Source organism: Hoeflea sp. IMCC20628 (genome assembly GCF_001011155.1).
In the GTDB taxonomy this organism is placed as follows: domain Bacteria; phylum Pseudomonadota; class Alphaproteobacteria; order Rhizobiales; family Rhizobiaceae; genus Hoeflea.
Genome location: NZ_CP011480.1, coordinates 13,061 through 36,206 on the forward strand (window position 1 = coordinate 13,061; position 23,146 = coordinate 36,206).

The 23,146-nt window shown below is 59.7% G+C and carries 20 protein-coding genes and 1 pseudogene; 12 read left to right on the top strand and 9 right to left on the bottom strand.

Annotated elements, in window-relative coordinates; translation table 11 throughout:
* Nucleotides 1-17: 17 nt before the first annotated feature.
* Nucleotides 18-611 (top strand): thiamine pyrophosphate-dependent enzyme, encoded by a 594-nt coding sequence (locus IMCC20628_RS24450; protein ID WP_052766641.1) that lies wholly within the window; start codon nt 18-20, stop codon nt 609-611.
* A gap of 65 nt (nt 612-676) precedes the next feature.
* On the opposite strand, the gene IMCC20628_RS22860 is transcribed toward IMCC20628_RS24450, so the two are convergent.
* The 7 genes from IMCC20628_RS22860 to IMCC20628_RS22890 form a co-directional block, all read right to left on the bottom strand.
* A complete protein-coding gene (locus IMCC20628_RS22860) occupies nt 677-910 on the bottom strand; it encodes a hexameric tyrosine-coordinated heme protein (RefSeq protein WP_047032903.1) in 234 nt (77 codons plus the stop codon).
* A 279-nt stretch (nt 911-1,189) separates the two neighbouring features.
* The gene (locus tag IMCC20628_RS22865; protein WP_343123265.1) at nt 1,190-2,302 is read right to left on the bottom strand and encodes an ABC transporter permease; all 1,113 of its coding nucleotides are present in this window, start codon (nt 2,300-2,302) and stop codon (nt 1,190-1,192) included.
* 10 nt (nt 2,303-2,312) lie between these two features.
* Nucleotides 2,313-5,087, bottom strand: a complete 2,775-nt coding sequence (rbbA, locus tag IMCC20628_RS22870; RefSeq protein ID WP_047032905.1) for a ribosome-associated ATPase/putative transporter RbbA — start codon at nt 5,085-5,087, stop codon at nt 2,313-2,315.
* Nucleotides 5,084-6,118 carry an HlyD family efflux transporter periplasmic adaptor subunit gene (locus IMCC20628_RS22875; RefSeq protein ID WP_047032906.1) on the bottom strand — a complete coding sequence of 345 codons (1,035 nt, stop codon included), beginning with the start codon at nt 6,116-6,118 and terminating at the stop codon, nt 5,084-5,086. Before IMCC20628_RS22875 ends, rbbA begins: the two co-directional genes overlap by 4 nt.
* A gap of 40 nt (nt 6,119-6,158) precedes the next feature.
* On the bottom strand, nt 6,159-6,941 hold the full coding sequence (locus tag IMCC20628_RS22880) for a TIGR00730 family Rossman fold protein (protein ID WP_047032907.1): 783 nt from the start codon (nt 6,939-6,941) through the stop codon (nt 6,159-6,161).
* Nucleotides 6,938-8,368, bottom strand: coding sequence for an MBL fold metallo-hydrolase (locus tag IMCC20628_RS22885; RefSeq protein WP_047032908.1), 1,431 nt, complete (start codon nt 8,366-8,368; stop codon nt 6,938-6,940). The genes IMCC20628_RS22880 and IMCC20628_RS22885 overlap by 4 nt, the downstream gene beginning before the upstream one ends.
* Complete coding sequence (locus IMCC20628_RS22890) at nt 8,365-8,991, bottom strand: TetR/AcrR family transcriptional regulator (protein WP_047032909.1); 627 nt, start codon at nt 8,989-8,991, stop codon at nt 8,365-8,367. The genes IMCC20628_RS22885 and IMCC20628_RS22890 overlap by 4 nt, the downstream gene beginning before the upstream one ends.
* A 184-nt stretch (nt 8,992-9,175) precedes the next feature.
* Between IMCC20628_RS22890 and IMCC20628_RS22895 the strand changes: the two genes are divergently transcribed.
* From IMCC20628_RS22895 to IMCC20628_RS24860, 6 genes and pseudogenes are all read left to right on the top strand, one after another.
* Nucleotides 9,176-9,532, top strand: coding sequence for a hypothetical protein (locus IMCC20628_RS22895; RefSeq protein ID WP_047032910.1), 357 nt, complete (start codon nt 9,176-9,178; stop codon nt 9,530-9,532).
* A gap of 107 nt (nt 9,533-9,639) precedes the next feature.
* A complete protein-coding gene (locus IMCC20628_RS22900) occupies nt 9,640-10,032 on the top strand; it encodes a hypothetical protein (protein ID WP_245307984.1) in 393 nt (130 codons plus the stop codon).
* Nucleotides 10,033-10,114: 82 nt separating this feature from the next.
* On the top strand, nt 10,115-11,416 hold the full coding sequence (locus IMCC20628_RS22905) for an HlyD family efflux transporter periplasmic adaptor subunit (RefSeq protein ID WP_052766642.1): 1,302 nt from the start codon (nt 10,115-10,117) through the stop codon (nt 11,414-11,416).
* Nucleotides 11,413-14,517: an efflux RND transporter permease subunit gene (locus IMCC20628_RS22910; RefSeq protein WP_047032912.1), complete on the top strand. Its 3,105-nt coding sequence runs from the start codon at nt 11,413-11,415 to the stop codon at nt 14,515-14,517. The genes IMCC20628_RS22905 and IMCC20628_RS22910 overlap by 4 nt, the downstream gene beginning before the upstream one ends.
* A 148-nt stretch (nt 14,518-14,665) precedes the next feature.
* Nucleotides 14,666-15,832 (top strand): patatin-like phospholipase family protein, encoded by a 1,167-nt coding sequence (locus IMCC20628_RS22915; RefSeq protein WP_197078506.1) that lies wholly within the window; start codon nt 14,666-14,668, stop codon nt 15,830-15,832.
* 195 nt (nt 15,833-16,027) lie between these two features.
* Nucleotides 16,028-16,448, top strand: a pseudogene (locus IMCC20628_RS24860) (hypothetical protein); the annotation flags it as partial.
* Here IMCC20628_RS24860 and IMCC20628_RS22920 read toward each other — a convergent pair.
* Both IMCC20628_RS22920 and IMCC20628_RS22925 read right to left on the bottom strand, forming a co-directional pair.
* Nucleotides 16,366-17,712: an ATP-binding protein gene (locus tag IMCC20628_RS22920; protein ID WP_047032914.1), complete on the bottom strand. Its 1,347-nt coding sequence runs from the start codon at nt 17,710-17,712 to the stop codon at nt 16,366-16,368. The pseudogene IMCC20628_RS24860 and the gene IMCC20628_RS22920 sit on opposite strands and share 83 nt — an antisense overlap.
* Nucleotides 17,709-18,368: a response regulator transcription factor gene (locus IMCC20628_RS22925; RefSeq protein WP_047032915.1), complete on the bottom strand. Its 660-nt coding sequence runs from the start codon at nt 18,366-18,368 to the stop codon at nt 17,709-17,711. Before IMCC20628_RS22925 ends, IMCC20628_RS22920 begins: the two co-directional genes overlap by 4 nt.
* Before the next feature lie 141 nt (nt 18,369-18,509).
* Here IMCC20628_RS22925 and IMCC20628_RS22930 point away from each other — a divergent pair, with 141 nt between their 5' ends.
* The 5 genes from IMCC20628_RS22930 (at nt 18,510) to IMCC20628_RS22950 (ending at nt 23,106) form a co-directional block, all read left to right on the top strand.
* Nucleotides 18,510-18,785 (top strand): PepSY domain-containing protein, encoded by a 276-nt coding sequence (locus IMCC20628_RS22930; protein ID WP_047032916.1) that lies wholly within the window; start codon nt 18,510-18,512, stop codon nt 18,783-18,785.
* 152 nt (nt 18,786-18,937) lie between these two features.
* Complete coding sequence (locus IMCC20628_RS22935) at nt 18,938-19,276, top strand: hypothetical protein (RefSeq protein ID WP_047032917.1); 339 nt, start codon at nt 18,938-18,940, stop codon at nt 19,274-19,276.
* A gap of 191 nt (nt 19,277-19,467) precedes the next feature.
* The gene (locus IMCC20628_RS22940; RefSeq protein ID WP_047032918.1) at nt 19,468-19,938 is read left to right on the top strand and encodes a DUF2271 domain-containing protein; all 471 of its coding nucleotides are present in this window, start codon (nt 19,468-19,470) and stop codon (nt 19,936-19,938) included.
* 11 nt (nt 19,939-19,949) lie between these two features.
* Entirely contained in the window at nt 19,950-22,160 is a 2,211-nt protein-coding gene (locus IMCC20628_RS22945) for a PepSY domain-containing protein (protein ID WP_047032919.1), read from the top strand.
* The gene (locus tag IMCC20628_RS22950; RefSeq protein WP_047032920.1) at nt 22,141-23,106 is read left to right on the top strand and encodes an FAD:protein FMN transferase; all 966 of its coding nucleotides are present in this window, start codon (nt 22,141-22,143) and stop codon (nt 23,104-23,106) included. Before IMCC20628_RS22945 ends, IMCC20628_RS22950 begins: the two co-directional genes overlap by 20 nt.
* Nucleotides 23,107-23,146: the final 40 nt, after the last annotated feature.

A 23,146-nucleotide genomic window follows, 5' to 3' on the forward strand; every position in this document is an offset into this window, starting at 1 on the left:
GGAGTTATGCCACCGGCTTGCCCGAGAATGATACTCCACTGGAACCGTCGCATATCGCCATTGCCATCAATTATCTGTTTGGCGCCCATGGGTCGATGCCGATTGCCTCTGATATTGGCGATTGTCTGTTCACGGCGCTGGAAATTTCAGACACAGTATTTGTTGCGCCGGGCTATTATGCCTCCATGGGAATGGGCGTACCGGCGGGGCTTGCGCTGGCCGCGGTCACCGGGAAGCGCCCGATTGTGCTGGTTGGGGACGGTGCGTTCCAGATGACCGGGTGGGAGATTGGGAATTGCCAGAAATACGGCTGGGCACCAATTGTGATTGTGTTCAATAACCAAAGCTGGGAGATGCTGCGCGGCTTTCAGCCCGGCCAGAAATATCACGATCTGGATGATTGGCACTATGCCGATATCGCCCCGTCTTTGGGCGGCCGCGGCATGCGGGTGCAGACCTGCGCCGAATTGAAACGGGCGCTGGATATGGCGATGGCGGACGACAGCGTATTTCAGTTGATCGAGGTGATGTTGCCGCGTGGAAAAACTTCCAACTCATTGGCACGTTTCACTCATGCAATCCGCGAAATTTCTGCCATGAAGAACGAATAGACTCGCCGAGCTGCGCACCATGGGCAGTGCCTATGTTGCCCGTGGCGCGCCTGTCGCAACCCGCATTACGTGGCGTCTTTCCAAAAGCCATTTGCCGCTGCGACTGTGGCAAAATGGGTGGCAACGACTTGGCTGACGGCGATCAGCGAGTTGGCATCTTCGGCATAGTCCGGGCGCATACGATCGCGCGCTGCTGCGTCGGGTTGCGTCAGCTTGACGGCGTAGCGTGACAGTTTAACGGCCAAATCATATCCCTCTTGCGGGGTTTCGGTGATGAGACTGGGTAGCCAGGTTGTCATGATGTATCCTTTCAATTGTTGGGAAAATTACGGCCGGCTACCGCTTGCGGCGCAGACAGGGCAATGTCAGCCTATGTCGAACGGTAAAGATCGGCAAGGAACGCATGCTCGGTGTCCCGAAGCCGGGCTTTAAGGCGGCGTAACCTCTCGATAGTACAGGTTTTGTTGCCGGGACCATAGCATTCAGGTTGAAAGCGGTTGCGTTCGATTCTTTCATTTTTGGTAAGTCAGCACATGCTGTTTTCCCATTGGCGGCCTCGGTATTGGTTGCGGCCCACATCAATTCAGCGACATTGAGCGCCGGAACAGTGCAAGACTCGCGGCAAAGAACACCACACCTAAGCCCATCATCGTAAGTAGCTGCGGCCAGACCGCACTGATGCCCGCGCCGCGAAATGCTACCGCCTTGGCGAAGGACAGAAAATGGCGCGAAGGTAGCGCCAGCGTCAGTTTCTGCACGAGATCGGGCTGACTTTCGACCGCGCCCATGCCACCCGACAGCATGATCACCGGAATGATGACCATGATCACCAGCAGCGCAAATTGCGCCATGCTGCGCGCCAGGGTTCCCAAGAGCATTCCGATTGCGGCGGCAGCCCATAGGTAAACCGCTGCCCCTGACACCAGGAGCGGCGCCGACCCTGCGACCGGAACCTGCAACACCCCCTGCACAACAAACAGCAGCGAGCCGATGAAAGCCACCAGCACCACCACCATCGTTGCCAGAACCTTGGAAAGCGCCACTTCAACCGGCGTCAACGGCATCACCATCAGATGCTCGATCGTGCCGTGCTCGCGTTCGCGCAGCATCGCCGCCCCGGTCAGCGCGATGGTGAGCAGCGACAGCTGATTGAGCAGCGACGACATTGCCTTGAACCAGACCGGGTTGCCATTGGGGTTGAAGGCACGGCGCAACTCCAACCGCAGTTGCGGCGTGGGGCCGTCCGGGCTTCCCGTCAGAAAGGCGCGGGCCTCCGATTGTACGATGTTGCGGATGTAATCGGCGCCAAGCTGGGCCTGCGACACCGCGGTCGCATCGGCCAGAAGCTGCGCAACCGGAGCCTTTCCGGTAATCGTGTCGGCGGCGAAATCCGGTGGGAAGGCCAGCGCGAACATGATCTCGCCACGGTCCATGGCAGCGCTGGCCTGATCCGCGGTCATGGCGACGGGGACCTGGAACCAAGGTGGCATCAGCGCCGCTTCAATCTGCCGGGTCAGGGGCGATCGATCCTCGTCGACGATGGCGATGGCAGCGTTGCGTACCGTGTCACCCGCGCCGCTGGCCTCGAGCATCACCGCCGCGACGAAAGACCAAAGGATCAGGATCACCATCACCGGGTCGCCGAGAACGCTTTTCAGCTCTTTGCCGACCAGCCAGAAGATGTTTTCCACACGCCGCAAGTCACTTCTCCTGTTTGCGCAAGGCCAGGATGGCCAACCCGGTGAACACGGGTCCGAACGCCGCCAGCCGTATTAGCGCCCCCGAAAGATCAGCCAGCCCCAGTCCTTTGGTGAATGTGCCGACGCTGACCGCCATGTACCAAGTCGTCGGCCAAAGGCTGCCCAGAATCCGTGCTGGTCCCTCCAGCGATGATACCGGGGTCATCATGCCGGAAAACTGCAACGTCGGCATCACTGACAGGATCGTGCTGGCAAAAACTGCCGTGACTTGCGTGGAGGACATCATTGACACCAGAAGCCCAAACCCGGTAGCCGCCACCGAATACATCAATGCGGCGAGAAGCAGAACCAGCGGATCGCCGCGCAGTGGCACCCCCAGCACCAGCACCACAAGTGCCGTCAGGATGGCAAAGTTCAAAAGTGTGATGCCGATATAGACCAATTGCTTGCCGATCAGGAATTCGGCACGCCCGGTCGGGGTTACGTAGAAATTGGTTATCGTCCCGATCTCTTTTTCGCGGGCCACGCTGACAGCCATCAGGATGGCAGGAAACAGGAGCAACAAAAGCGGCGGGATTGAGGGGCCGATGGAGGGCAAGCTTTCCATCGCCGGATTGTAGCGAAAGCGAGGGATCATCTGTACCGGGCCCGAGTTGGGCTGCGCCAGCATGGCAAGTGCAGGTGCAGCACCCCCTGCATCGGCCAAGACCGATGTATGATTGCCCTGTACATAGCTTTCTACAGTGCCGGCACGCGTGGTGTCGGTGCCGTCGATCAGCGCCGCGACTTCGGTCTCCATACCGCGCCGCAGATCCGCGCCGAAACCGGGTGGAATCTGCAACGCCAGCGTCAACTCGCCACTGATCATCCGCTGTTTCAACGCATTCGAATCCAGGATCGGTTCCCGGGTGAGAAACCAATGCGAATCCTCGAATGCCGAAAGATAGGCCCGACTTTCGGGGCTGCGGTCCTGATCCAGGGATGCGAAAGGAATATTGCGCACCTCCTGCGAAATGCCGAACGACATGATCAACAGCAGCATGGCAGTGCCGAGGAAGGCAAAGGCCAGCCGCACCGGATCGCGCCGTACCTGCATTGCCTCGCGCGTGGTGTAGGCCAACAACCGGCGCAGGCTGAAGCCACTCACATTGCCGATGCTTTCGGATGTGGAAACGAGTGCAGCGGTGCTGGCGGGTTCAGGCGGAATTTCGGCCGAAATATAGGCGATGAACGCTTCTTCCAGCGACGGCGCCTTGCGTGAAGCGATGATTGCGTCCGGGCTGTCGGTGACAAGCACCTTACCCGCATGCATCAGCGAAATACGGTCGCAGCGCATTGCCTCGTCCATGAAATGGGTCGAGACAAAGATCGTCACCTGATCGTTTCGCGACAGATTCAGCAAGAGCTTCCAGAAATCATCGCGCGCCTGAGGATCGACGCCCGATGTCGGTTCGTCGAGGATCAGGATTTCGGGCGCATGGATCACCGCCACCGCCAATGAAAGCCGTTGGCGCAGGCCCAGAGGCAACGAATCGGCTCGCTGATCGAGATACTCTTCAAGCTCGAAAAGCGGCACCAGATCCAGCATGCGCTGGTCAGTCAGCGCCCGGCCCAGGTGAAACAGCCGCGCATGCAACAACAGGTTTTCGCGAACGCTCAACTCGCCATAAAGTGAAAACGCCTGCGACATGAAACCGACGCGGCGGCGGGCCTGCGGGTCCTGTGCATCGACTGGACGACCGAATATCCACGCGTCGCCTTCGGTTGCTGGTAAAAGCCCGGTCAGCATCTTCATTGTGGTGGTCTTGCCACAGCCATTTGAACCGAGAAAGCCGAAGATCTCGCCGCGAGCGATGTCGAAATTGACCTTGTCAACGGCGGTAAAATCGCCAAAGCGTCGGGTCAGGTTCCGCGCCCGGATTGCGGGTTCCTCGGTTGGGCGCGGGGTGGTCTGCTGATCTGCCGGCACGGCGGGTTCCGCCGCGGGACTGCCGGTTGCCGTTTCAACATCGTCCTGCAACAGCGCAACATAGGCCGCACCGACTGAATCGGTTGCGGTCTGTTGCATCAGACCGGCGGGGCTGGCGTCGGCCAGAACACGGCCCGCGTTCATCGCAACAAGATGGTCAAAGCGCGCAGCTTCCTCCATGTAGGCGGTGGAAACCAGTACGCTCATCTGCGGACGATCGGCGCGAATTGCGTCGATCAAATCCCAGAACTGGCGACGCGACAACGGATCGACCCCGGTCGTTGGTTCATCCAGCAGCAGGAAGTCGGGATCGTGGATCAACGCCGAACACAGGCCCAGCTTCTGCTTCATCCCCCCCGAAAGCTTGCCTGCCGGGCGGTCGAGAAAGGGGTGTAATCCAGTGGCTCGGGTCAGCCGCTCGATGCGCCTGGCGCGTTCGGCCCGGTTTAGTCCGAAGAGTTTGCCGAAAAACTCGAGATTCTCGCGCAATGACAGGTCATGGTAAAGGTTGCGCCCCAGCCCTTGCGGCATGTAGGCAATGCGTCCACCGATGGCAGCACGGTGGCCTGCGTCGGCCATGCTGCCCCCAAGGGTCTGGACTGTGCCTTCTTGCAGCCGTTTGGCACCTGCGATCAGTCCCATCAGCGTCGACTTTCCAACCCCGTCGGGACCGATCAACCCGATCATCCGCCCGGCGGGCAAGACAAGCGTCACACCGTCCAGCGCCGTGACCTTGCCGAATCGGTGACTGACCTGCTCAAGCCGAGCGACAGGATCGGTCTGTCCAGCCGTTATTTGAGCTGTCATGGCTTGGTCAGCATTGCTGGGGCAGCGAGCGACACCGTGGCAAGCGGAGGCGTCAACCCGGCAGGCCACTCTGGCAGACTGCCGTCGGCCTGCACCAACCGCACCCAAGCGAGGCCGCGCACTCCGGTCTTTACCTGATTGATGCGCGAGGCCACCAATTCGGGCGGTATGCGCACGCGCACACGGAACATCAGGTTTTCGCGCTCGGTCAGGGTTTCCACCTGCTTGGGGGTGAACTGCGCCTGCGGCGAGACAAACACCACCGTTGCCGGGATTGCAATATCGGGCACGATATCGGCCACGATGCGTGCCTCGTCCCCGATACGCACGCGGGGTGCCTCGCTCGCGGGCAGGAAGAATTCCATGTAGACATCCTCAAGGCTGACAAGCGTCAGAATCTTTCCGCCGCTGCCCAAAACTTCGCCGGGTTGCGCCAAGCGGTACAGTACCCGCGCGGCGCCACTAGCATAAAGCGTTGCATCTTCGATGCGCGCCGCAATCTCGGTCCGGGAAGCCGCCTCTGCTTCGACGGCGCGCTCCTGCGCGTACTGCGTGGCCTCGGCTGCGGTCAATCCAGCCTCAGCTACCTGCGTTTCGGTGCGCCGGATATCTCGATCCTGGAGCGAACCCACGTTGCGTTCGGTCAGTGTTTCGGCGCGGGTCTGTTCGCTTTGCGCCAGCGCCAGCCGAGCGCGGGCTTCGACCACATGGGCGGCGGCGACCCCAACGCCGGCTTTGGCGCTGGCCACTGCTGCATCGGACCGGGCCAGTTGCGCACGCAACTCCGCCGTATCCATAACGGCCAACACATCACCCGACTGCACAAGATCGCCCTCGCGCACCCGGATTTCCGCCACCCGTCCCGCCAGCCGCGGCGATATGTCGATCAGATCTGCCTCGATCCGGCCATTGCCGCGAGCAAAACCTTCGGGCGGCAGGTCAGACGGCTTCAGCAGGACAGTCCAGGCTCCGAAGCCCAGAAACCCGGCAAGTGCAATCAGCACGATTGCTATCGATATCTTGCGTGACATCAGTCATGTCTCCTTTTGGTCCTTTCACAGTCGGGCGCAGTCATTCCGGTGGCCGTCCGTGATAGAATTCCTGTAGTGCCGTTACCGCTTCCTCAGCGGTCTCGACCAGGGTGAACAAAGCTTTGTCGGCCGGCGAAATCATGCCTTCCTCAATCAGGAAGTCGAAATTGATTGCCTGTCGCCAGAACGCGGCTCCGAGCAATACTATAGGGATCGCTGGCATCTTGCCGGTCTGCACGAGAGTCAGAATCTCGAACAGTTCATCGAGTGTGCCGAAACCGCCGGGAAAGGCCACCATCGCTTTTGCTCGCAACGCGAAATGCATCTTGCGGATCGCAAAATAGCGAAAGCGGAAAGCCAGATCGGGGGTGATAAAGGGATTGGGCTCTTGTTCATGCGGCAAGGTGATGTTGAGCCCGATTGAGCGCGCACCAACCTCCCAGGCCCCGCGGTTCGCCGCCTCCATGATGCCGGGGCCGCCGCCCGTGACGACAACAAAATCCTGTCGCTGCTCTTTCTGAAACCTTTGCGACACCAGCGCAGCGAAACGCCGGGCTTCCTCAAGATAGCCGGCCTGGCGCTGGCAGCAGTCACTGTTGGGGTCCCCAAAATCCTGTCGGATACGAGCGCTGCCGAATACCACAACGGTGGAGCCTATGCCGTGTCGACGCATTGCTCGCTCGGCTTTGATCAACTCAAGCTGAAGGCGCAGAGGGCGCAAATCGTCTTCGTCCAATAGTGCAAGATCTTCCTCTGCCAGCCGGTAGGACGGGTTGGAAATTATTTCCGCCAACATCTCTGCACGCTCGGATCCGGTTGTCATTTGTCCACCTTTCGGGAAGCGTCCAAAGGCCAGTCGAAGGTATCTCCAAGGCTGGGGACCGAGACCGTCCACCCAAACTCGGTACCCAATGCCTCGGCAAAGAAATTGGCGGCATGCTCTTCGCCGTGCGTAATGAAGACCTGCCCCGGAGGGGCCCTAAACCCGGACGCCCAATCCAGCAATGCGGGTCGGTCGGCATGGGCGGAAAATCCGTTGAGCGTATGCACAGAAGCGCGCACCGGGACGTCTTCGCCGAAAATCCGCACCCGCTTCACGCCGTCAACCAGGCGACGGCCAAGCGTCCCCTGCGCCTGAAACCCTGTTATCAGAACAGCACATTCCGGACGCGGCAGGTTTTGAAGAAGATGATGTCGGATACGCCCGGCAGTGCACATGCCGCTTGCCGAAATGATGATTGCGCCAGAACGGATCCTGTTAATCGCTTTTGACTCATCAACACTGGCAGTGAAATGCATCATGGGCAGGTTGACGCCCTTGTTGTGCCAGCCCGCAAGTCCGCGCGCCTGTTCATCAAACAGATCTAGATGCTGTTTGGTAATCTGGGTGGCGCGGTCAGCCATCGGCGAATCGATGAAAATCGACAAATCGTGCAGGCGTCCCTGTCTAGTCAGGTTGTTCAGGTGATAAAGGATTTCCTGGGTTCGCCCGACAGCAAAGGCCGGTATGATCACATTGCCGCCACGTTGGTGGGTCTCATTGATGATCGTAACCATTTCGTCGATTGTGGCGACCTGATCGCGGTGGGCCCTGTCCCCGTAAGTCGATTCCATCACCAGAATATCGGCTTCGGCGATGCGGGTAGGGTCGCGCAATATGGCCCGGCCCGGCTGGCCAACATCGCCGCTGAATACCAGCTTCACCGGGCTGCCCGCTTCATCTATCAACAGCTCAAGTATTGCCGAACCAAGAATATGGCCAGCATCGCGGAAAGTGCATGCGACATTGGAGTGAAGGGTGATTTTTTCATCGTAGTTGACGCGTCGAATCTGGCGCAAGCAGTTTTTGGCATCTTCCATCGTATAGATCGGCGGGGCCGGTGTCGCACGCGCTGGTTTCCGTTTGCGGTTACTGCGCGCTGCCCGTTCAGCTTCCGCCTCTTGGATGTGGGCGCTGTCCGGCAGCATTACCTCCAGCAGATCACCGGTGGCCGCAGTCGTGAATATAGGGCCGCTGAATCCCTTGCGCGTCAGCTTTGGCAAGAGCCCGCTGTGGTCAATATGGGCGTGGGTCAGCAGCACGAAATCCAGCGTTTTTGGATCAAACGCGAAGGATTGGCGATTGCGTGCCTCGGCAGTACGCCCACCCTGCACCATGCCGCAATCGACGAGAAAGCACAGTGTCCCGGTCTCGATCAGATAGCACGATCCCGTTACTTCTCGCGCAGCGCCTAAGAACGTCAGTTTCATCCTCTTTCCTCCGTCCTGGTCTCATCGTGCAGGATGCCGGCGCGATAAATAGCAAAGACCCGCGGCGCATCGGTCCGCATCTGGTCCTGGTCGCCACTGATCAGGGCCTGCACCACCAGGCCCTGAATCATGCCGAGAAAAAGGGTCGCAGCGGCAGCCTCGTCGAGACCGGCCGGTAGGGCGCCGGAACTTCGGCCTGCGGCCAATATGCGGCGAAGCCGGGTGGCGTAGTTGGAGGTCAGGGCATGCGCGGCTAGTTTGGCAGGGGTTGTCCCGGTGCGCTGGAGCTGCCCCATCAGGATCCGCGGGGCACCGGGGTGTTCGGCCACAAAGGCAATATGCGCCATGAACATCGCCTCCAGGGCGGCGACCGGATCGGACTCACCGCCGGCAACCTTGTCGATGCGCTCAAACAGGCGATCAGAAACCCAGTTCATAACGTCTCGCCAAATGGCATCCTTGGTCGGAAAATGCCGAAACAGGGCACCTTGGCTGAGTTTCATCCGCCCCGCGATTGCGGTGGTGGTGATGTCCTCGGGGCTCTTTATGGCAGCGAGATCTATGACCGCCTCGACAGCTTCGTTGCGTCGTTTTTCGGTTGGTAGGTGTTTTGCGCGGGGCATATGAAGAATCCAAAAAAGTGAACGCTCACTTACTAAACCAGTTTATTGACTTTTCAAACCATTTTCTCTAGAATTCTACGAAATTCGACACTTATCAGACGAAATTGACGCTTTACAAAGTGAGTGAGCTATTACATATATGACGATGTAAATATGCAGACCCATATGATCTAGGTATTCCACAATGAGCTATGTCGCCAACTTCCCCCGAATTTTACTGCTGACCGCGGGCATACTTGCTGCCGGCCCGGTTCTGGCTGACACACTGACCCAGGCACAGATCGCCGATCAGATTATTGGCAAGGATCTGGCTGGCCAACGCAACGGCATGACCGTGCGGCTGCGCTACAATGCCGATGGCAGTGTAGCAATGAAGGCGGCCTTCATAACTGGCGCCGGCACATGGACTTTCGCGGGCGACGGGCTCTGCATGACGATGACGAAAGGGCCGAAGCGCGGCAAAACCTGCACCGCCTTCGAGAATCTGGGAGGCGGGGCCTTTCGCAATTCAGAAGGGGTGACCCTGCGGGTCGGTAAGTGACGCACGGCGGAAAATAGACCGGGTGCGGCGACAACGCCGGACATTGGTTTGCGCGATGCCGTATCGACCATTTCGTAATTTGACAGAGGCTGTTGGAGGTAATGGAAATGACACGCAATCGACTGATTGGCACAGTGGCGATCGCTTTTGGCGTCTTGACACTGTGGTCCGGCGGAATGGTGCTTTTTGGGCCTGATGCAGTGCGTACCGCTGCGGGGCGGGTTGTGCCCTTTGTGCTCTGGTTTAATTTCCTGTCGGGCGCCGTCTACATCGCCGCCGGGTTCGGTATTCTTCAGGGGCGCCGCTTCGGCAAGATGCTGGCAGGTGCTCTGGCCTTGGCATTGGCCGTGCTGTTTGCTGCTTTTCTTGCAAGAATCGCCGTTGGCCAGGAATGGGAAACCCGGACCTTGGGGGCGCTCACTCTGCGTTTCCTATTTTGGTGCCTGGCTGCTTGGGCGAGCGTGACCACGACAAAAATGAGCAGAACCGCCCGAAGCTGAGGCCGGGCTGCTTTCGCCGCCCTTCGCCCGACGGTTTGACGTGCCCCGACGCACGGGGTGCTGATTGAAAAGGAGACCGATCTTGCGTCGCAGTTCCGCTTTCTGGTTTCTCCCGCCGGTCGCGCTGGGAATAGCCGTTGCCGCTATCTTCATCATCCGGGCAGAGGGACCGGCACGCGTCGAGGAACCCGTCATGGGCCGCGCGGTGCGCACGGTGACACTGCAAACGGCCAACATCGCCCCGGTGGCGATGGGTTGGGGCAATGTGCAGGCGGCGGAAACCTGGACGGCTGTATCGGAAGTCAAGGGTCAGGTGATCTGGCGTCATCCAGATCTGGATAGCGGCAAGCTAATCGCCGGTGGCACAAAGGTGCTTGAGATCGATCCGACCGATTACCGTTTGGCCATTGTCCAGGCGGAAGCCGACTTGGCCGCCTATGCCGCCGAAGCAGCGCAGATCGACGCTGAAGCGGAGAACACCGGCCGTATACTTGATCTGGAAGAAGCGCGACTGACGCTGTCGGAGGCCGAACTTGTGCGCAATCGCGATCTTCTGAAACGGGGAGTGGCGGCGCCGACCCGTGTCGACGAGGCCGAACGCGCAACCCTTCTGGCACGGCGCAGTGTCGTCGAGTTGAAAAACACGCTTGCGCTGATCGGGCCACGCCGTGACGCCCTGGCTGCGCAGAACGCCCGCACCAAAGCTGCCCTGGCCCGCAATCAACGTGACCTCGACCACACCACAATCACTACACCCTATGAAGTCAGGGTCACTAAGGTCGCAGTTGAACGTTTCCAGTATGTCAATATAGGACAGATTCTGGTGGCAACGGATGGTGTTTCGCAAGTTGAAGTGGTGGCGCAGCTGCCATTTGTCGCATTTCGGCGCCTGCTCTACGGCACAGACTTGATTGAGGATACGCTTGTTGCGATCCGCACAGGTCCGTCAAGCCGGATGTCGGCCAGCGTTCGGCTGGTGTCCGATCCAACCCAGACATGGCCTGCGACCGTGACCCGCGTCGAAGGTGCGCTAGATGCGCGAGCGCGAACCATACCGGTTGTGGTGACGGTCGACGACCCCTATGGCAATTCCAATCCACCGCTGCGACCGCCATTGTTGCCCAACATGCAAGTTGAGATAACACTCACCGGCGAAACCATTCCCGGCTCCCTCGTCATCCCGGAATACGCGCTGCATGGCGATCTGGTCTATCTTGCCAATGAACAGGATCAGCTCGAGCTGCGTCCGGTAACCGAAGCCTTTCGCCAGGGTGGACTTGTTGTGATCACCGAAGGCCTGGCAGCATCAGACCGCCTGATCCTTGATGATATCTCACCCGCTATTCCCGGCACCAAACTGTTGCCGGTCGAGGAGCAGCCATGATCCGCTGGTTTGCCGGGCATCCGACGGCATCGAACCTGTTGCTGCTGTTCTTCATTGCTGCCGGATTGTTTGCGTTCCCGACCCTGAAACGTGAGACTTTTCCTGATTTCCGCTCCGTCGAGGCAGAAGTCAGCATCGTTTATCGGGGCGCCACAGCGGAAGATGTGGAAACCGCGATTTGCCGTCCGCTCTGGGATGCGTTGCAATCGGTTGAGGGCCTTGATGAACTTGTCTGTGTCGCCCAGGATAACAATGCCCGCGCTGTCGCCACACTGGCCGTGGGCGGTGACGCGCTCCGTTTCGTCAATGAGGTGCGGACCGAGGTCGGCGCTACCGACAGTTTTCCCGACCGGGCCGATCCTGCGGTGGTCCGCGAACTGCATCGCACTGATCTGGTGACGTCAGTCGCGGTATCGGGCGATCTGCCAGAGCGGGAGCTGGAGTTGTTTTCCGACGGCCTGTCGGACCGGATCGCAGCACTTCCGGAAGTGGCCAAGGTTATCACGTCGGGCTTCGGTGACCGTCAGTTCCGTATTGAAGTTCCGCGCGCAGTGCTGTCTCAGCACGGACTTACCGCGCAAACCCTGGCTACCATTCTCGGCACGCAAAGTCTAGATCGACCGCTGGGTACGCTGGAGACATCGGGTGGCGATCTGAGCCTGCGCTTTACCGAAGAGCGACGAAGCGCGTTGGACCTCGCGGCAATTCCGGTACTGACGCTGGCCAACGGCGCCAAGTTGACACTGGGGGAAATCGCCCGGATCAGCGATCATTACAGCCCCAATCAGGAACGGGCGCAGCTCAATGGCACCAGGGCGGCGCTGCTGGCGGTGCACAAGTCGCTCGATGCCGACGCTCTGCGTGCGCTCGACAAGGTCAAGGAGCTGGTGGCGACCGAGAATGCCAGTCTGCCCCCGGCGATCCGCGTCGAGGTGGTGCAGGACGTGACCTCGATCATCCGCGACCGGCTGGCGATGCTGGTCAGCAACGGCATCATCGGACTGGGGCTGGTAATTCTGGTGATGAGCCTTTTCTTCCGGCCCGGATATGCGATCTGGGTGGCAATGGGTCTACCGGTGGCATTCCTCGGTGCCTTCATCTGGATGGCGTTGTCGGGTCTGTCGCTGAACATGATCACGCTTGTGGCGCTGCTGATGTCAATTGGTATCGTGATGGATGATTCCATCGTGATCTCCGATTCGATCGCCACAACTGCTGCCGAAAGCGGCAGCAGTCTGGAGTCCGTAACCCGGGGCGTTAAGGCGGTCACGCCGGGCGTGTTGTCATCCTTCCTGACCACTTTTGCGGTCTTCGCACCGCTGTCGTTTCTTGCCGGCGATTTGGGCAAAGTGCTTGAAGTGTTGCCGGTGGTGCTGCTGGCCGCGCTGGCCGCCAGCCTGATCGAAGCCTTCGTCATATTGCCGCACCATCTCAAGCACGCGCTGTCGGGCAGCACAAAGGCGCCCTCGAAGTTCCGCCAGAGATTTGATGCCGGGTTCGACGTACTTCGGGATCGATGGGTTGGACGAGCAGCTGACCGCGCCATCGACCGGCGGTATCTGGTAGTTGGAATTGCGATTGCCGCGCTGATCATCACGGCCGGCGCCATGGCCGGTGGTCTGGTCAAACGCGAGGCGATGCCGGAAATTGATGGCGATGTGCTGGAAGCGCGGATCATGCTGGCGCAGGGCACGCCGTTGAGCCGTACCGAAGCCGTGGTGGCGCAGGTGGAGGCCGCTCTAAGCCGGGTGAATGACCGGTTCGCTCCAGCACAACCCGAGGGCCAGGCGCTGGTCCAGCGCACCATCTCCCGCTTCAACCACAATATCTCGGCGTCGCAAAGCGGTGCGCATCTTGCCACGGTTTCCGCAGATCTTTTGAATGCGGAGACACGCAGCACGACACTGGATGAAATCATTTCCGCCTGGCGCGAGGAGGCCGGTCCGCTGCCTGGCGTAACGTCGCTGATTCTGGCCGAGCCTGGGATCGGGCCGCAGGGAGTTGCCGTGGAGTTGCGCCTGTCGCATCCAGATCTGGATGTTCTGCTGCAGGTCGGTGAAACGACCCGGCGGGAAATGGAAAGTTACGAGGGCGTCCTTAACGCAATGGTCGATCTGCGTCCGGGCAAGACGGAATTGCATTTCCAGTTGGCGCCCGGCGCCCATGCCCTGGGACTGACGTCGGCCGAAGTGGCGGCGCAGATCAGCTCGGCCTATCTGGGCACACAGCTTGTCGAAGTGCGACAGGGCCGGATTGCCCATGAGATCGAGGTGCTGCTGTCAGAAGATGATCGCGACAGCCGATCGGATCTGGAGAGTTTCACCCTCACGATGCCTGACGGCGGTGAAATACCCTTGGCAACCGTTGCCGACTGGCAGGAAGCGCGCGGCTGGGGCAGTATCACCCAGGTGAATGGTATGCGCACACTCACCGTGCAGGCCGATGTCGATGGCCGCTACGGCAATGCCGATGCGATCACCTCACGCCTGGCCAAGGGATTTTTGCCGGACCTGGTTGCGGCCACCCCCGGTTTAACCTTCGCAATCCTCGGCCAGGCCGCCAATTCGGCGGAAACCGTGGGCTCGATCATGGTTGGATTTCTGATCGGCCTGGTTGGCATCTATCTGGTGTTATCGTTTCAATTCCGCAGTTATGTCGAACCGGTGATAGTGATGTTGACCATCCCGCTGGCTTTCCTCGGTGTGATCTGGGGTCACGCGGCGATGGACTACAACATCTCGATGCCTTCACTGGTGGGGGCCGCCTCGTTGGCTGGAATCGTGGTCAACAATGCCATTTTGTTGATCGAGGTGATCAAGGAAAAGGCCGGGCCCGAGATACCAGTGGCCGAAGCTGCAGGGCTGGCGGTGCGAGCGCGTTTCCGGCCGATTTTTGTATCGGTGACAACGACGATTCTCGGAATGGCGCCCTTATTGCTCGAAACGTCGACCCAGGCACAGACGCTCAAACCGCTGGTAATCTCGGTTGTGTTTGGCCTTCTAACGTCCACCACCCTTGTTTTGCTGGTCCTACCCGCACTCTATGCCATTCTGGCGGAACTCGGGCTGGCGCGGGCAGGTCGTGGATCAACGGAGGCATGAGCTGGTGCGGGCTAAAATCCGTGAACGGTTATGCCACCGCCGCCGAGCGGAGGCGGTCCTCAGCCAGCAAGCAGGGAGCTACAGAGTCTCCGGCCATACGGGAGAATTGCATATGATTGGGCAGCTTACAGGGCCGGCAGGAAGAAGCGTGAGTTTACTCCGATCTGCGCTGGGCGTTGCCATGGTGATCATGCTTTCGCTGGCCTTGAACGGCTGCGCCAGCCTGCCGCGCACGGCGCTGGCGGAGCCGGATCAGGACGCGGCCCAGGTCGAGGGTTTCTCCGGCATCCGGTTTTGGGGCGATGGCTCGGCGGATGAACGGGCATCCTCCGGACCCATATTCCAGCCGCAGGCTGGCGCTGGTCGCATTAGCTACCTGGCGATTTCCGGCGGCGGGTCCGGCGGGGCGTTCGGTGCAGGGTTTCTGACCGGCTGGTCGGAATCGGGAATGCGGCCGGAATTTGACGTTGTCAGCGGTGTGAGTACCGGCGCGTTGATTGCTCCATTTGCATTTCTTGGCCGCTCCCATGATCCCGTTCTTGCCGAATTGTACACGAGCGGTATAGCCGAGACGCTGATCCGGCCGCGACCGGTTTCATTGCTGTTTGGTGCCGGGTTGTCGGACCCGACAGCCTTGCGACGTCTTGTGGGCCATTACGTCACCGAAGACATGCTCCGTAAGATCGCTTCCGAGCATCTCAAGGGACGCCGGCTTTTTGTGGCGACCACCAATCTTGATGCCCAGCGAACGGTGATTTGGGATATGGGCGCAATTGCTGCAAGCGGCGACACCAGGGCATTGACGCTGTTTCGCGATGTGCTGATCGCCTCCGCCAGTATTCCGGCCGTGTTTCCGCCAGTGATGATCGATGTGAGCGTGAATGGCAGACGTTTTCAGGAGATGCATTCCGATGGCGGTGCCACCACTCAATTGTTCACCGCGCCCGAATCATTTCTGGCCTCAACCGATCTCACGCCACCGATCCGTCCGGGCAGGGCCGATCTCTATATACTTCTCAACAACATGCTGGATCCGGAGTTCGAGGTAGTGAAACCGTCGACATTGGCGATTGCCGGCAGAGCCTATTCCACGCTCGTCAAAACCCATGCCCGCGCCACCGTCAACGCCACATACACGCTCACACGGCGGGCCGGAATCAGCTTCAATCTCGCCTATCTCGATCAAGTTGTACCTTATGACATTAGTGACCCATTCAACACCGACTATATGCGCCGCCTGTTCAAGATCGGTCGCGAGAAGGCGTTGTCAACAAATGGATGGAGGAAAAGACCGCCGGCGGCGAGCAGTGACTGATCGGACTCACCCGTCTGATCAACGTTGATTGTTCGTGCATGACCGGTGTGTAGCGTGAATGGGTATCGATGATAGTCAGGATGCCTTGCCAGAAGGCAGGTGCCAGAGCGTCGAATTGCTCAGCAAGCGATGGTCTAGGGTTGTAGATATATCGGTTGCAGGCATGTGTCCGGCCTCTGATTGCGGCCTTTCACAGTCGGGCATTATGTCGATCCACCCGCGCACGCCAGCGTGCTGTCATTCGACGAGAAAAGCCAGATTCAGGCGCTCGACCGGACCCAGCCGGCGCTTCCGCTCAAGAAAGGTAGGCTCGGCACCATGATCGGGCGGAACATGCAGCAACACAGACATCAGGAGTTCATCCGCTTCCTGAACACAATCAATACCAGCGTGCCTTCCACTGAATCGTCGACCTCCAGGCCGCCATCAACCGTTTCGTCGTAGAGCATAATGAAAAGCCCAAGCCATTCACATGGACCGCCGATCCCAACAAAATCTTCGTCACTGTAAAAGAGGGCACCAAACGGTAGATTCTATCCAGCTACCTGCAGCGACACCGTGGGAAGAACGACGGCCGCCTCAATACCACGTGTCTGGCCGACAATCGGCGAGGTAAGTTTAAACGTGCAATCCGCGCGATCTGCAATAGTGTGGACAATAGCCAATCCCAAACCGCTCCCCTCACCGGACCCTGATCCACGTTCAAACCTTCGGGTCAATCGGGCGAGAATTTCTGGCTTGATCACCGGGCCGTCGTTCTCGATGGAAAGTTTCCCCGGTGCCGAAAGCCTGATCTTGACCAGCGAGCCCGGTGACCCGTGCTTGAGCGCGTTCTCAATCAGGTTACGGCACACTATGCCGAAGGCATCGGGATCGATGTCGGACATCACCGGATGCTCTGGCGAGATGAAATCGATCTGGCTGCCCCATGGCGTCCGTTCGAAATCCGAAACGATCAGGCGCAACACCGTGCGCAGATCCTGAGGCTTGCCTGTGCGGAGCCGCCCGCCTTCAGCGCGGGCAAGCTGGATCAGTTTTTCCGACAGCCGCATGAGCCGTTTGAGCGTTGTCTCGATGTCAGCGGCGCGATTTGCAGCGACAGGGTCGGATGTTTCGCTTTGCAGTCTCTGCGCCTGGGCTATGGCACCCGCCACCGGGGTGCGCAGCTCGTGGGCGGCATTGGCGGCGAAGCTGCGTTCAGCCTCGAAGGCTGCGTTCAGCCGTGCGAGAAGCTCGTTCGTTGCCACCGCGATGGGCGCAAGCTCGCTAGGCAAATCAAGATTGGAGGTTGGCGAGAGATCATGCGCGCCGCGGCTTGCGAGCGCGTTACGAAGCTGCCTGACCGGTCGGAAACTGAAGCCCACCGCACCGAAAATTGCTACCAGACAGAGCGGTATGACGGCCAGCAGTGGCAGACCGAGGCCAAGCTGCATCTCGCGCGCCATCAGCGCCCGGTGATCGAGCGGCTCGGCCACGGCAATGGTGATGGAATCCTGCAGCGCGGAATCATAATACAGCCTGTGGGTGGCCGACTGTCGGAATCCGACGCCGTCATAGGGCGGAAACACCGATGGATCAGCGGCATGAGACGATATCAGCACGCGCCCCTGCGCATCGCGCACGATGTAGGTCAGAAACTCGCTGTGCTCCCTCAGGTTGGCGATACGCTGCGAAACACCTTCTTCTTCGCGGTCGATGATGTCGACAACAGCAAGCGGAAGCAGCCTTTGTGCGGTCTCCTGCAAGGCGGAATCAAAAACTTCGTCCATTTCCTTGCTCAGTAGGGTCGCCGTCACCGTGGCAGCGATGATCCAGAGTACGGTCACACCGAGGCCGATGAGAATCGCCAGCCTTGCCTGAAGTGAACGCGGCACCCTCATGCGGTTCCCAGCCGGTAGCCGAGGCCCCGTTCCGTCTCGATCACCTTGTGGCCAAGCTTCTTGCGCAAGCGGCTCACATGCACCTCGATCGCATTGCTGTCGATTTCAGTATCGAAGGAATAGAGCCGTTCCTCAAGCTGCGCCTTGGACAGAAGCTGCCCTGGACGCTGCACGAAGGCTTCGAAAAGCACCCATTCACGCGCAGTCAGTGGCACCATGCGGCCATCCTTGCGCAGGCTGCGGGCGGCGAGATCAATCTCGAGGTCGCCGAGTTTGATGATAGGGTTTGGATTGCCCGAGTATCGGCGCGCGACCGATCCGATGCGGGCGGACAGCTCGGCAAGGTCAAAGGGCTTAACCAGATAATCATCCGCGCCGGCGTTCAATCCCTCGATCCGGTCGGAGACCTGGTCAAGCGCCGTCAGAATGATAACCGGGGTGACGTCACCCTTGGCGCGGAAGGCCCTTAGAAACGGAATGCCCAGCCCGTCGGGCAGCATTAGGTCAAGCAACACGAGGTCGTAGGCCGCAACGGCGACGGCGTCTCTTGCCTCGTCAAGCCGTTTGGCCCAATCCAGCGAATGGCCGTCAGCCGCGATCTGGTCACGCACGGCCGAACCCAGAACCATGTCGTCTTCAATGAGGAGTATGCGCATGCTGTTCGCCCGTGTTGTTCGTGCACTGTCTCGCATTGCCAACTGACGGCAAACTGAAGCGCCCTGCTGGTCATGTTCAGCCAGCCGTCAGCTTCAGGGCGCAGATCACACTTCAAATGTTTACTACAGGGAGTATGGGGTATGAGAAAGTCACTGGCCATTCTGTTTCTTTTCGCAACTCTCGGTGCCACGGGTCTGGCCCGGGCCGACGAGGATGATTGCACCGTGCCGATGGCGCAATGGCAGCCGCGTGAAGCAGTTCAACGCGTCGCCGCCGAGCAGGGCGTCACCGTTCGCAGGATCAAGATTGATGACGGCTGCTACCAGATCAATGGTCGCGACGCGTCAGGACGGAAAGTCGAGATCAAGGTCAATCCGCAGACATTGGAAGTCATTGACATCGAATATGACGATTGAGGGTGTGAGAAGTGCTGGCACCTTTGCGCCGCACTCCTTGATCCGCGGGTTGGTTCCTGACGCCAAGCTGAAGCAAATAGTTCTGAGACGTCAGTAAACGATAAGGCTCAGGGGTGAGGTTCCAGGTGTCGATCAAATCAAAGGAGACACCCATGAAGACCACACTTGCCATCCTGACTGCAACCACGGCGCTCGCCGCTTTCCTAGCGATGCCTGCGGTCGGCGCGGTCCATTCCGTTTGGACCGGCGATTCCGGCCAGTTCACCGGGATGCACCACGCGTCATCGAAGGTCACAAGCTTCCTGCTCGCCAGCAATGACGACGATGATTACAAATCCAAAGCCGGTTACCGCTCGGATCACGATGGCGAAGATGACGATGACGATGATGACGGCCAGGCAAGTGCAAGTCCTGCCCCTGCCGGTTCCGTAGCGCCTCCTGCCAATGGCCTGTTTGATACCGGCGCAGGGTCCAAAGTTCAGGTGAACTGACCCAAATCTCGTCCTCCCTGCCTTTTAGCCCCGTCATCGACCATCGATGGCGGGGCTTGTCTCGTTGTGCCGTCGGTCAACCGTTCCCGGAAAGCTGACGGCAAGCTGAAGCAAATTGTTGTGGTTGTTAAGGAAGGCATCAGGCGCACGGCCCATTGAAGCTGCACCTGATCAACCCGTGGAGAAAAATGATGAAATCAATCCTGGCTGCACTGGCCATCACCACCGCGCTGACACTTCCCGCGACCGCCTGGGCAAGACCGGTCACCATCGACACAACGCTGAAAAACTACAGTGGCAACGGCGCCTATCTGGCTGTCTATGTGACCGATGCCAACGGTGTCTACAAAGGCAGCCTCTGGATGGCTGGTGGCAAGTCGAAATATTATCAGCATCTGAGCGACTGGCAGCGCGCCACTGGCGGAAGCCTGTCCGAAATCAACGGAATCACCGGTGCCAGTGTCGGGTCTGGCCGCAAACTTTCGATCACGCTCAACCTCGCAGACGCGCTCTTTGATGCCGGCTACCAGGTGCATGTCGATGCCGCCGTAGAAGACATGCGCGAAAGCCCCTCCGAAGTGGTCGTGCCGCTCACGACCGCTGGCACCGGCAAGGCAACACCGGGCCGCCGATATATCGAGTCATTTTCTTACAACATGTGAGAGCAACAAGCATGATCCGCTCCCTACACAGATGGCCCGGCCTCATCGCCGCCGCCCTTCTTCTTGTCCTCAGCCTTTCCGGCGCCGGGCTGTCGGTTTTTCCGGCACTCGAGACCGTGACAGTGCCTGCACAGACGGAGGTCGGTCTCAGTATCGCTGACCTGACAGCGCGGGTTCTGGTCACTCATCCGGGGGTCGAGCAGATCAAGCGTGCCCCCTCGGGGCGGATCACTGCCTACTGGTTTGACAACGGCACGCCTGGGGCTGCCGTCGTCGACCCGGTGACCGGTCTCGATGCCGGTTCCGCCGACGCATCTCCCGTAGAGCGGTGGCTGAAAACGCTGCATCGCTCGTTGTTTCTCGATGATTCAGGGCGAATTGTGGCCGCCATTGGCGCCGCCGCCATGCTCGTTCTTTCGATTTCCGGTACAGCACTCGTTGTCCGCCGCACAGGCGGCTGGCGCCGGGTGTTCACGTCCCTGAAAGGGCCGCTGCCGGGTCGGTTGCACGTCGAGATCGCCCGTTTTTCAATCGTCGGACTTTTGCTGTCATCGGTGACCGCCTTGTGGATGACCGCCTCGACATTCGGCTATCTGCCTGAAAGCAATGTAACGCCTCCGATTCCGGATACGGTCAGCGGTGAGAGCGGGTTCTCGGTAGTACACATGCAGGCTCTGCGCACCACGCCGCTGGCTTCGTTGAGGGAACTGACGTTTCCATATCCTGATGATCCAACCGACGTCTTCACGCTGAAAACCGATGCCGGACAGGGCTATATCGATCAGGGAACCGGTGCGCTTCTGGCCTGGGTCGAACCCGGCATGTGGGACCGGATATCGGAAACCATTTACATGCTTCACACCGGCCAGGGTGCCGCGACACTCGGCCTTCTGCTTGGACTGATGGCGCTCGGAGTCCCATTGATGGCGGTGACCGGAATTATCGTATGGATTGCAGGGCGGCGCGCCCGGCCGAAGCTGCGCGGTAACGTGGCGGCAGGTCATGCTGACACGGTCCTGCTCGTGGGCAGCGAGGGCGGCAATGTCTGGGGCTTTGCGGCAACGCTGCAGGCGGCTCTGACAGCAGCAGGTCAAAAGGTTCATGCGGCGCCGATGTCGGCATTCGCGCCTGATCGTTACACAAATGCTGAACGTATCATCGTTCTCGCCTCGACCTATGGCGATGGCGTAGCGCCGGCCTCGGCGAAGGGGTTTCTTGATCGCCTTGCTGCCTTGCCCACGCCTCCGGCCATGCCGCTCGCTATCCTGGGTTTTGGCGACCGCAGCTTTCCGGATTTTTGCGGTTTCGCAAAGCAGGTGGCCTGCGCCGCCGAAGCAAAGGGCTGGACCGCTTTTCTGCCGATGGACACCGTAAACCGGCAGTCTCCGCAAGATTTCGCCCGTTGGGGCCATTTGCTCGGTGCAGCGATGGACCTGCCTCTGGAACTCGATCACCAGCCAGTGGCACCCCGGACATCCGCATTCACGCTGATTTCGCGTCGCGACTACGGCGCCGAGGTGCAGGCGCCGATGGCAATCCTGCGCTTCGCCTTGCCGCATATCCCCGTTTGGCGTCGGATAACCGGGCTCGGCGTCTCCCGTTTCGCTGCAGGAGATCTGATCGGAATTGTGCCTGAGGGATCACCGTCGCCGCGTTTTTATTCGCTGGCCTCTGGTGCCAAGGACGGCTTTGTAGAAATCTGCGTGCGCAAGCATCCCGGCGGCCTGTGTTCGGGACAACTTCTCGCACTAAACCCAGGGGCCGCTATTCATGGCTTCATTCGTCCCAATCCGGGGTTCAGGCCGGCGCGTGGCAAAAAGCCGGTTATCCTGATCGGTGCTGGTACCGGTATCGGTCCGCTGGTTGGATTTGCGCGGGCGAACACGCGGCGTCAGCCTATGCACTTGTGGTTTGGCGCCCGCCATCCCGACAATGATCTTCTCTATCGCCCTGAGCTTATCGACTGGCACACAGATGGAAGGCTCACTTCGGTCGCGGCAGCCTTTTCCCGGACAGAAACCCGCACCTATGTGCAGGACATTCTGCGCCGTGACCGGGCCCGGGTCGCACGGCTGATCGCCAATGGCGCACAGGTTCTGGTCTGTGGTGGACGCGATATGGCAGCAGGCGTCGCCGAAGCAATGACCGACATCTTGGCTTCACAGGGCCTGACCCCTGCAATGCTGAAATCGGAGGGACGATATGCCGAAGACGTTTACTGATCTCAAGCGCCACGTGCTCAATGGCGAGACCATGGGTACCCGCTGGTCCGCGTTGTTTCATAAGCCAGTCGATTTTGATGTGGTCCCGGTTGCCGCAGCCATGGCGGCTGCCGTGACCGAGGTGGATCAGCAGATGTCCACCTGGAAGCCCGACAGCGATCTGATGCGGTTGAACTCCGCGCTACCGGGTGTCTGGGTCCATTGTCCCGAACATCTGATGATCGTACTGGAAATGGCGGTTTCGATTGGTCGGGCTTCGGGCGGCGCCTTCGACATTGGCGTGGGCGATGCGGTTTCGGCCTGGGGCTTTGGCTCTGCCACGGCAGATCCTGCCCGTATTCAGGCAGCCCTATCTGAAGCCCGACGCCCGACACATGATGTGCTCGAACTCGATATGTCCGGACGGCGAGTGCGAAAAAGCGCTTCGGTGACGCTGGACCTGTCAGGGATTGCAAAGGGCTACGGCGTGGACCGCCTGACAGATGTGGCGAGGAGATTCCACATTTCGGACGCGCTGCTCTCGATCGACGGCGAACTGCGCGGGATCGGACTCCAGCCCGATAATACTCCCTGGGCGATCGCAATTGAGGACCCGGACTACGCGGCGCGTAAACCATTGACTATTGTGACCCTGCACGATGCCGCTGTTGCCACCTCGGGTGACTACCGGCATTGGATCGACGTCGGCCCAAAACGATTGTCCCACACCATGGATCCGGGGCGAGGCGGGCCGTTGGCGCAGTCGCCCGCTTCGGTCACGGTCATTGCCGAAACCTGCATGGCTGCCGATGCCTGGGCAACCGCGCTTATAGTGAAAGGCAGCTCGGAAGGGGCAGAATTGGCCCGTCAAATGGGCTTAAACGCCCTGTTTGTCGAGCGCGAAGGCAATCGTCTGCGTCAAACAGCCGTCGGCTCGCTTTTTAATTCCGGTTCGGTAGAAATGTAGGATCCAGGGAGGATCTATCGCAAACGAAATGGCGCTGGAT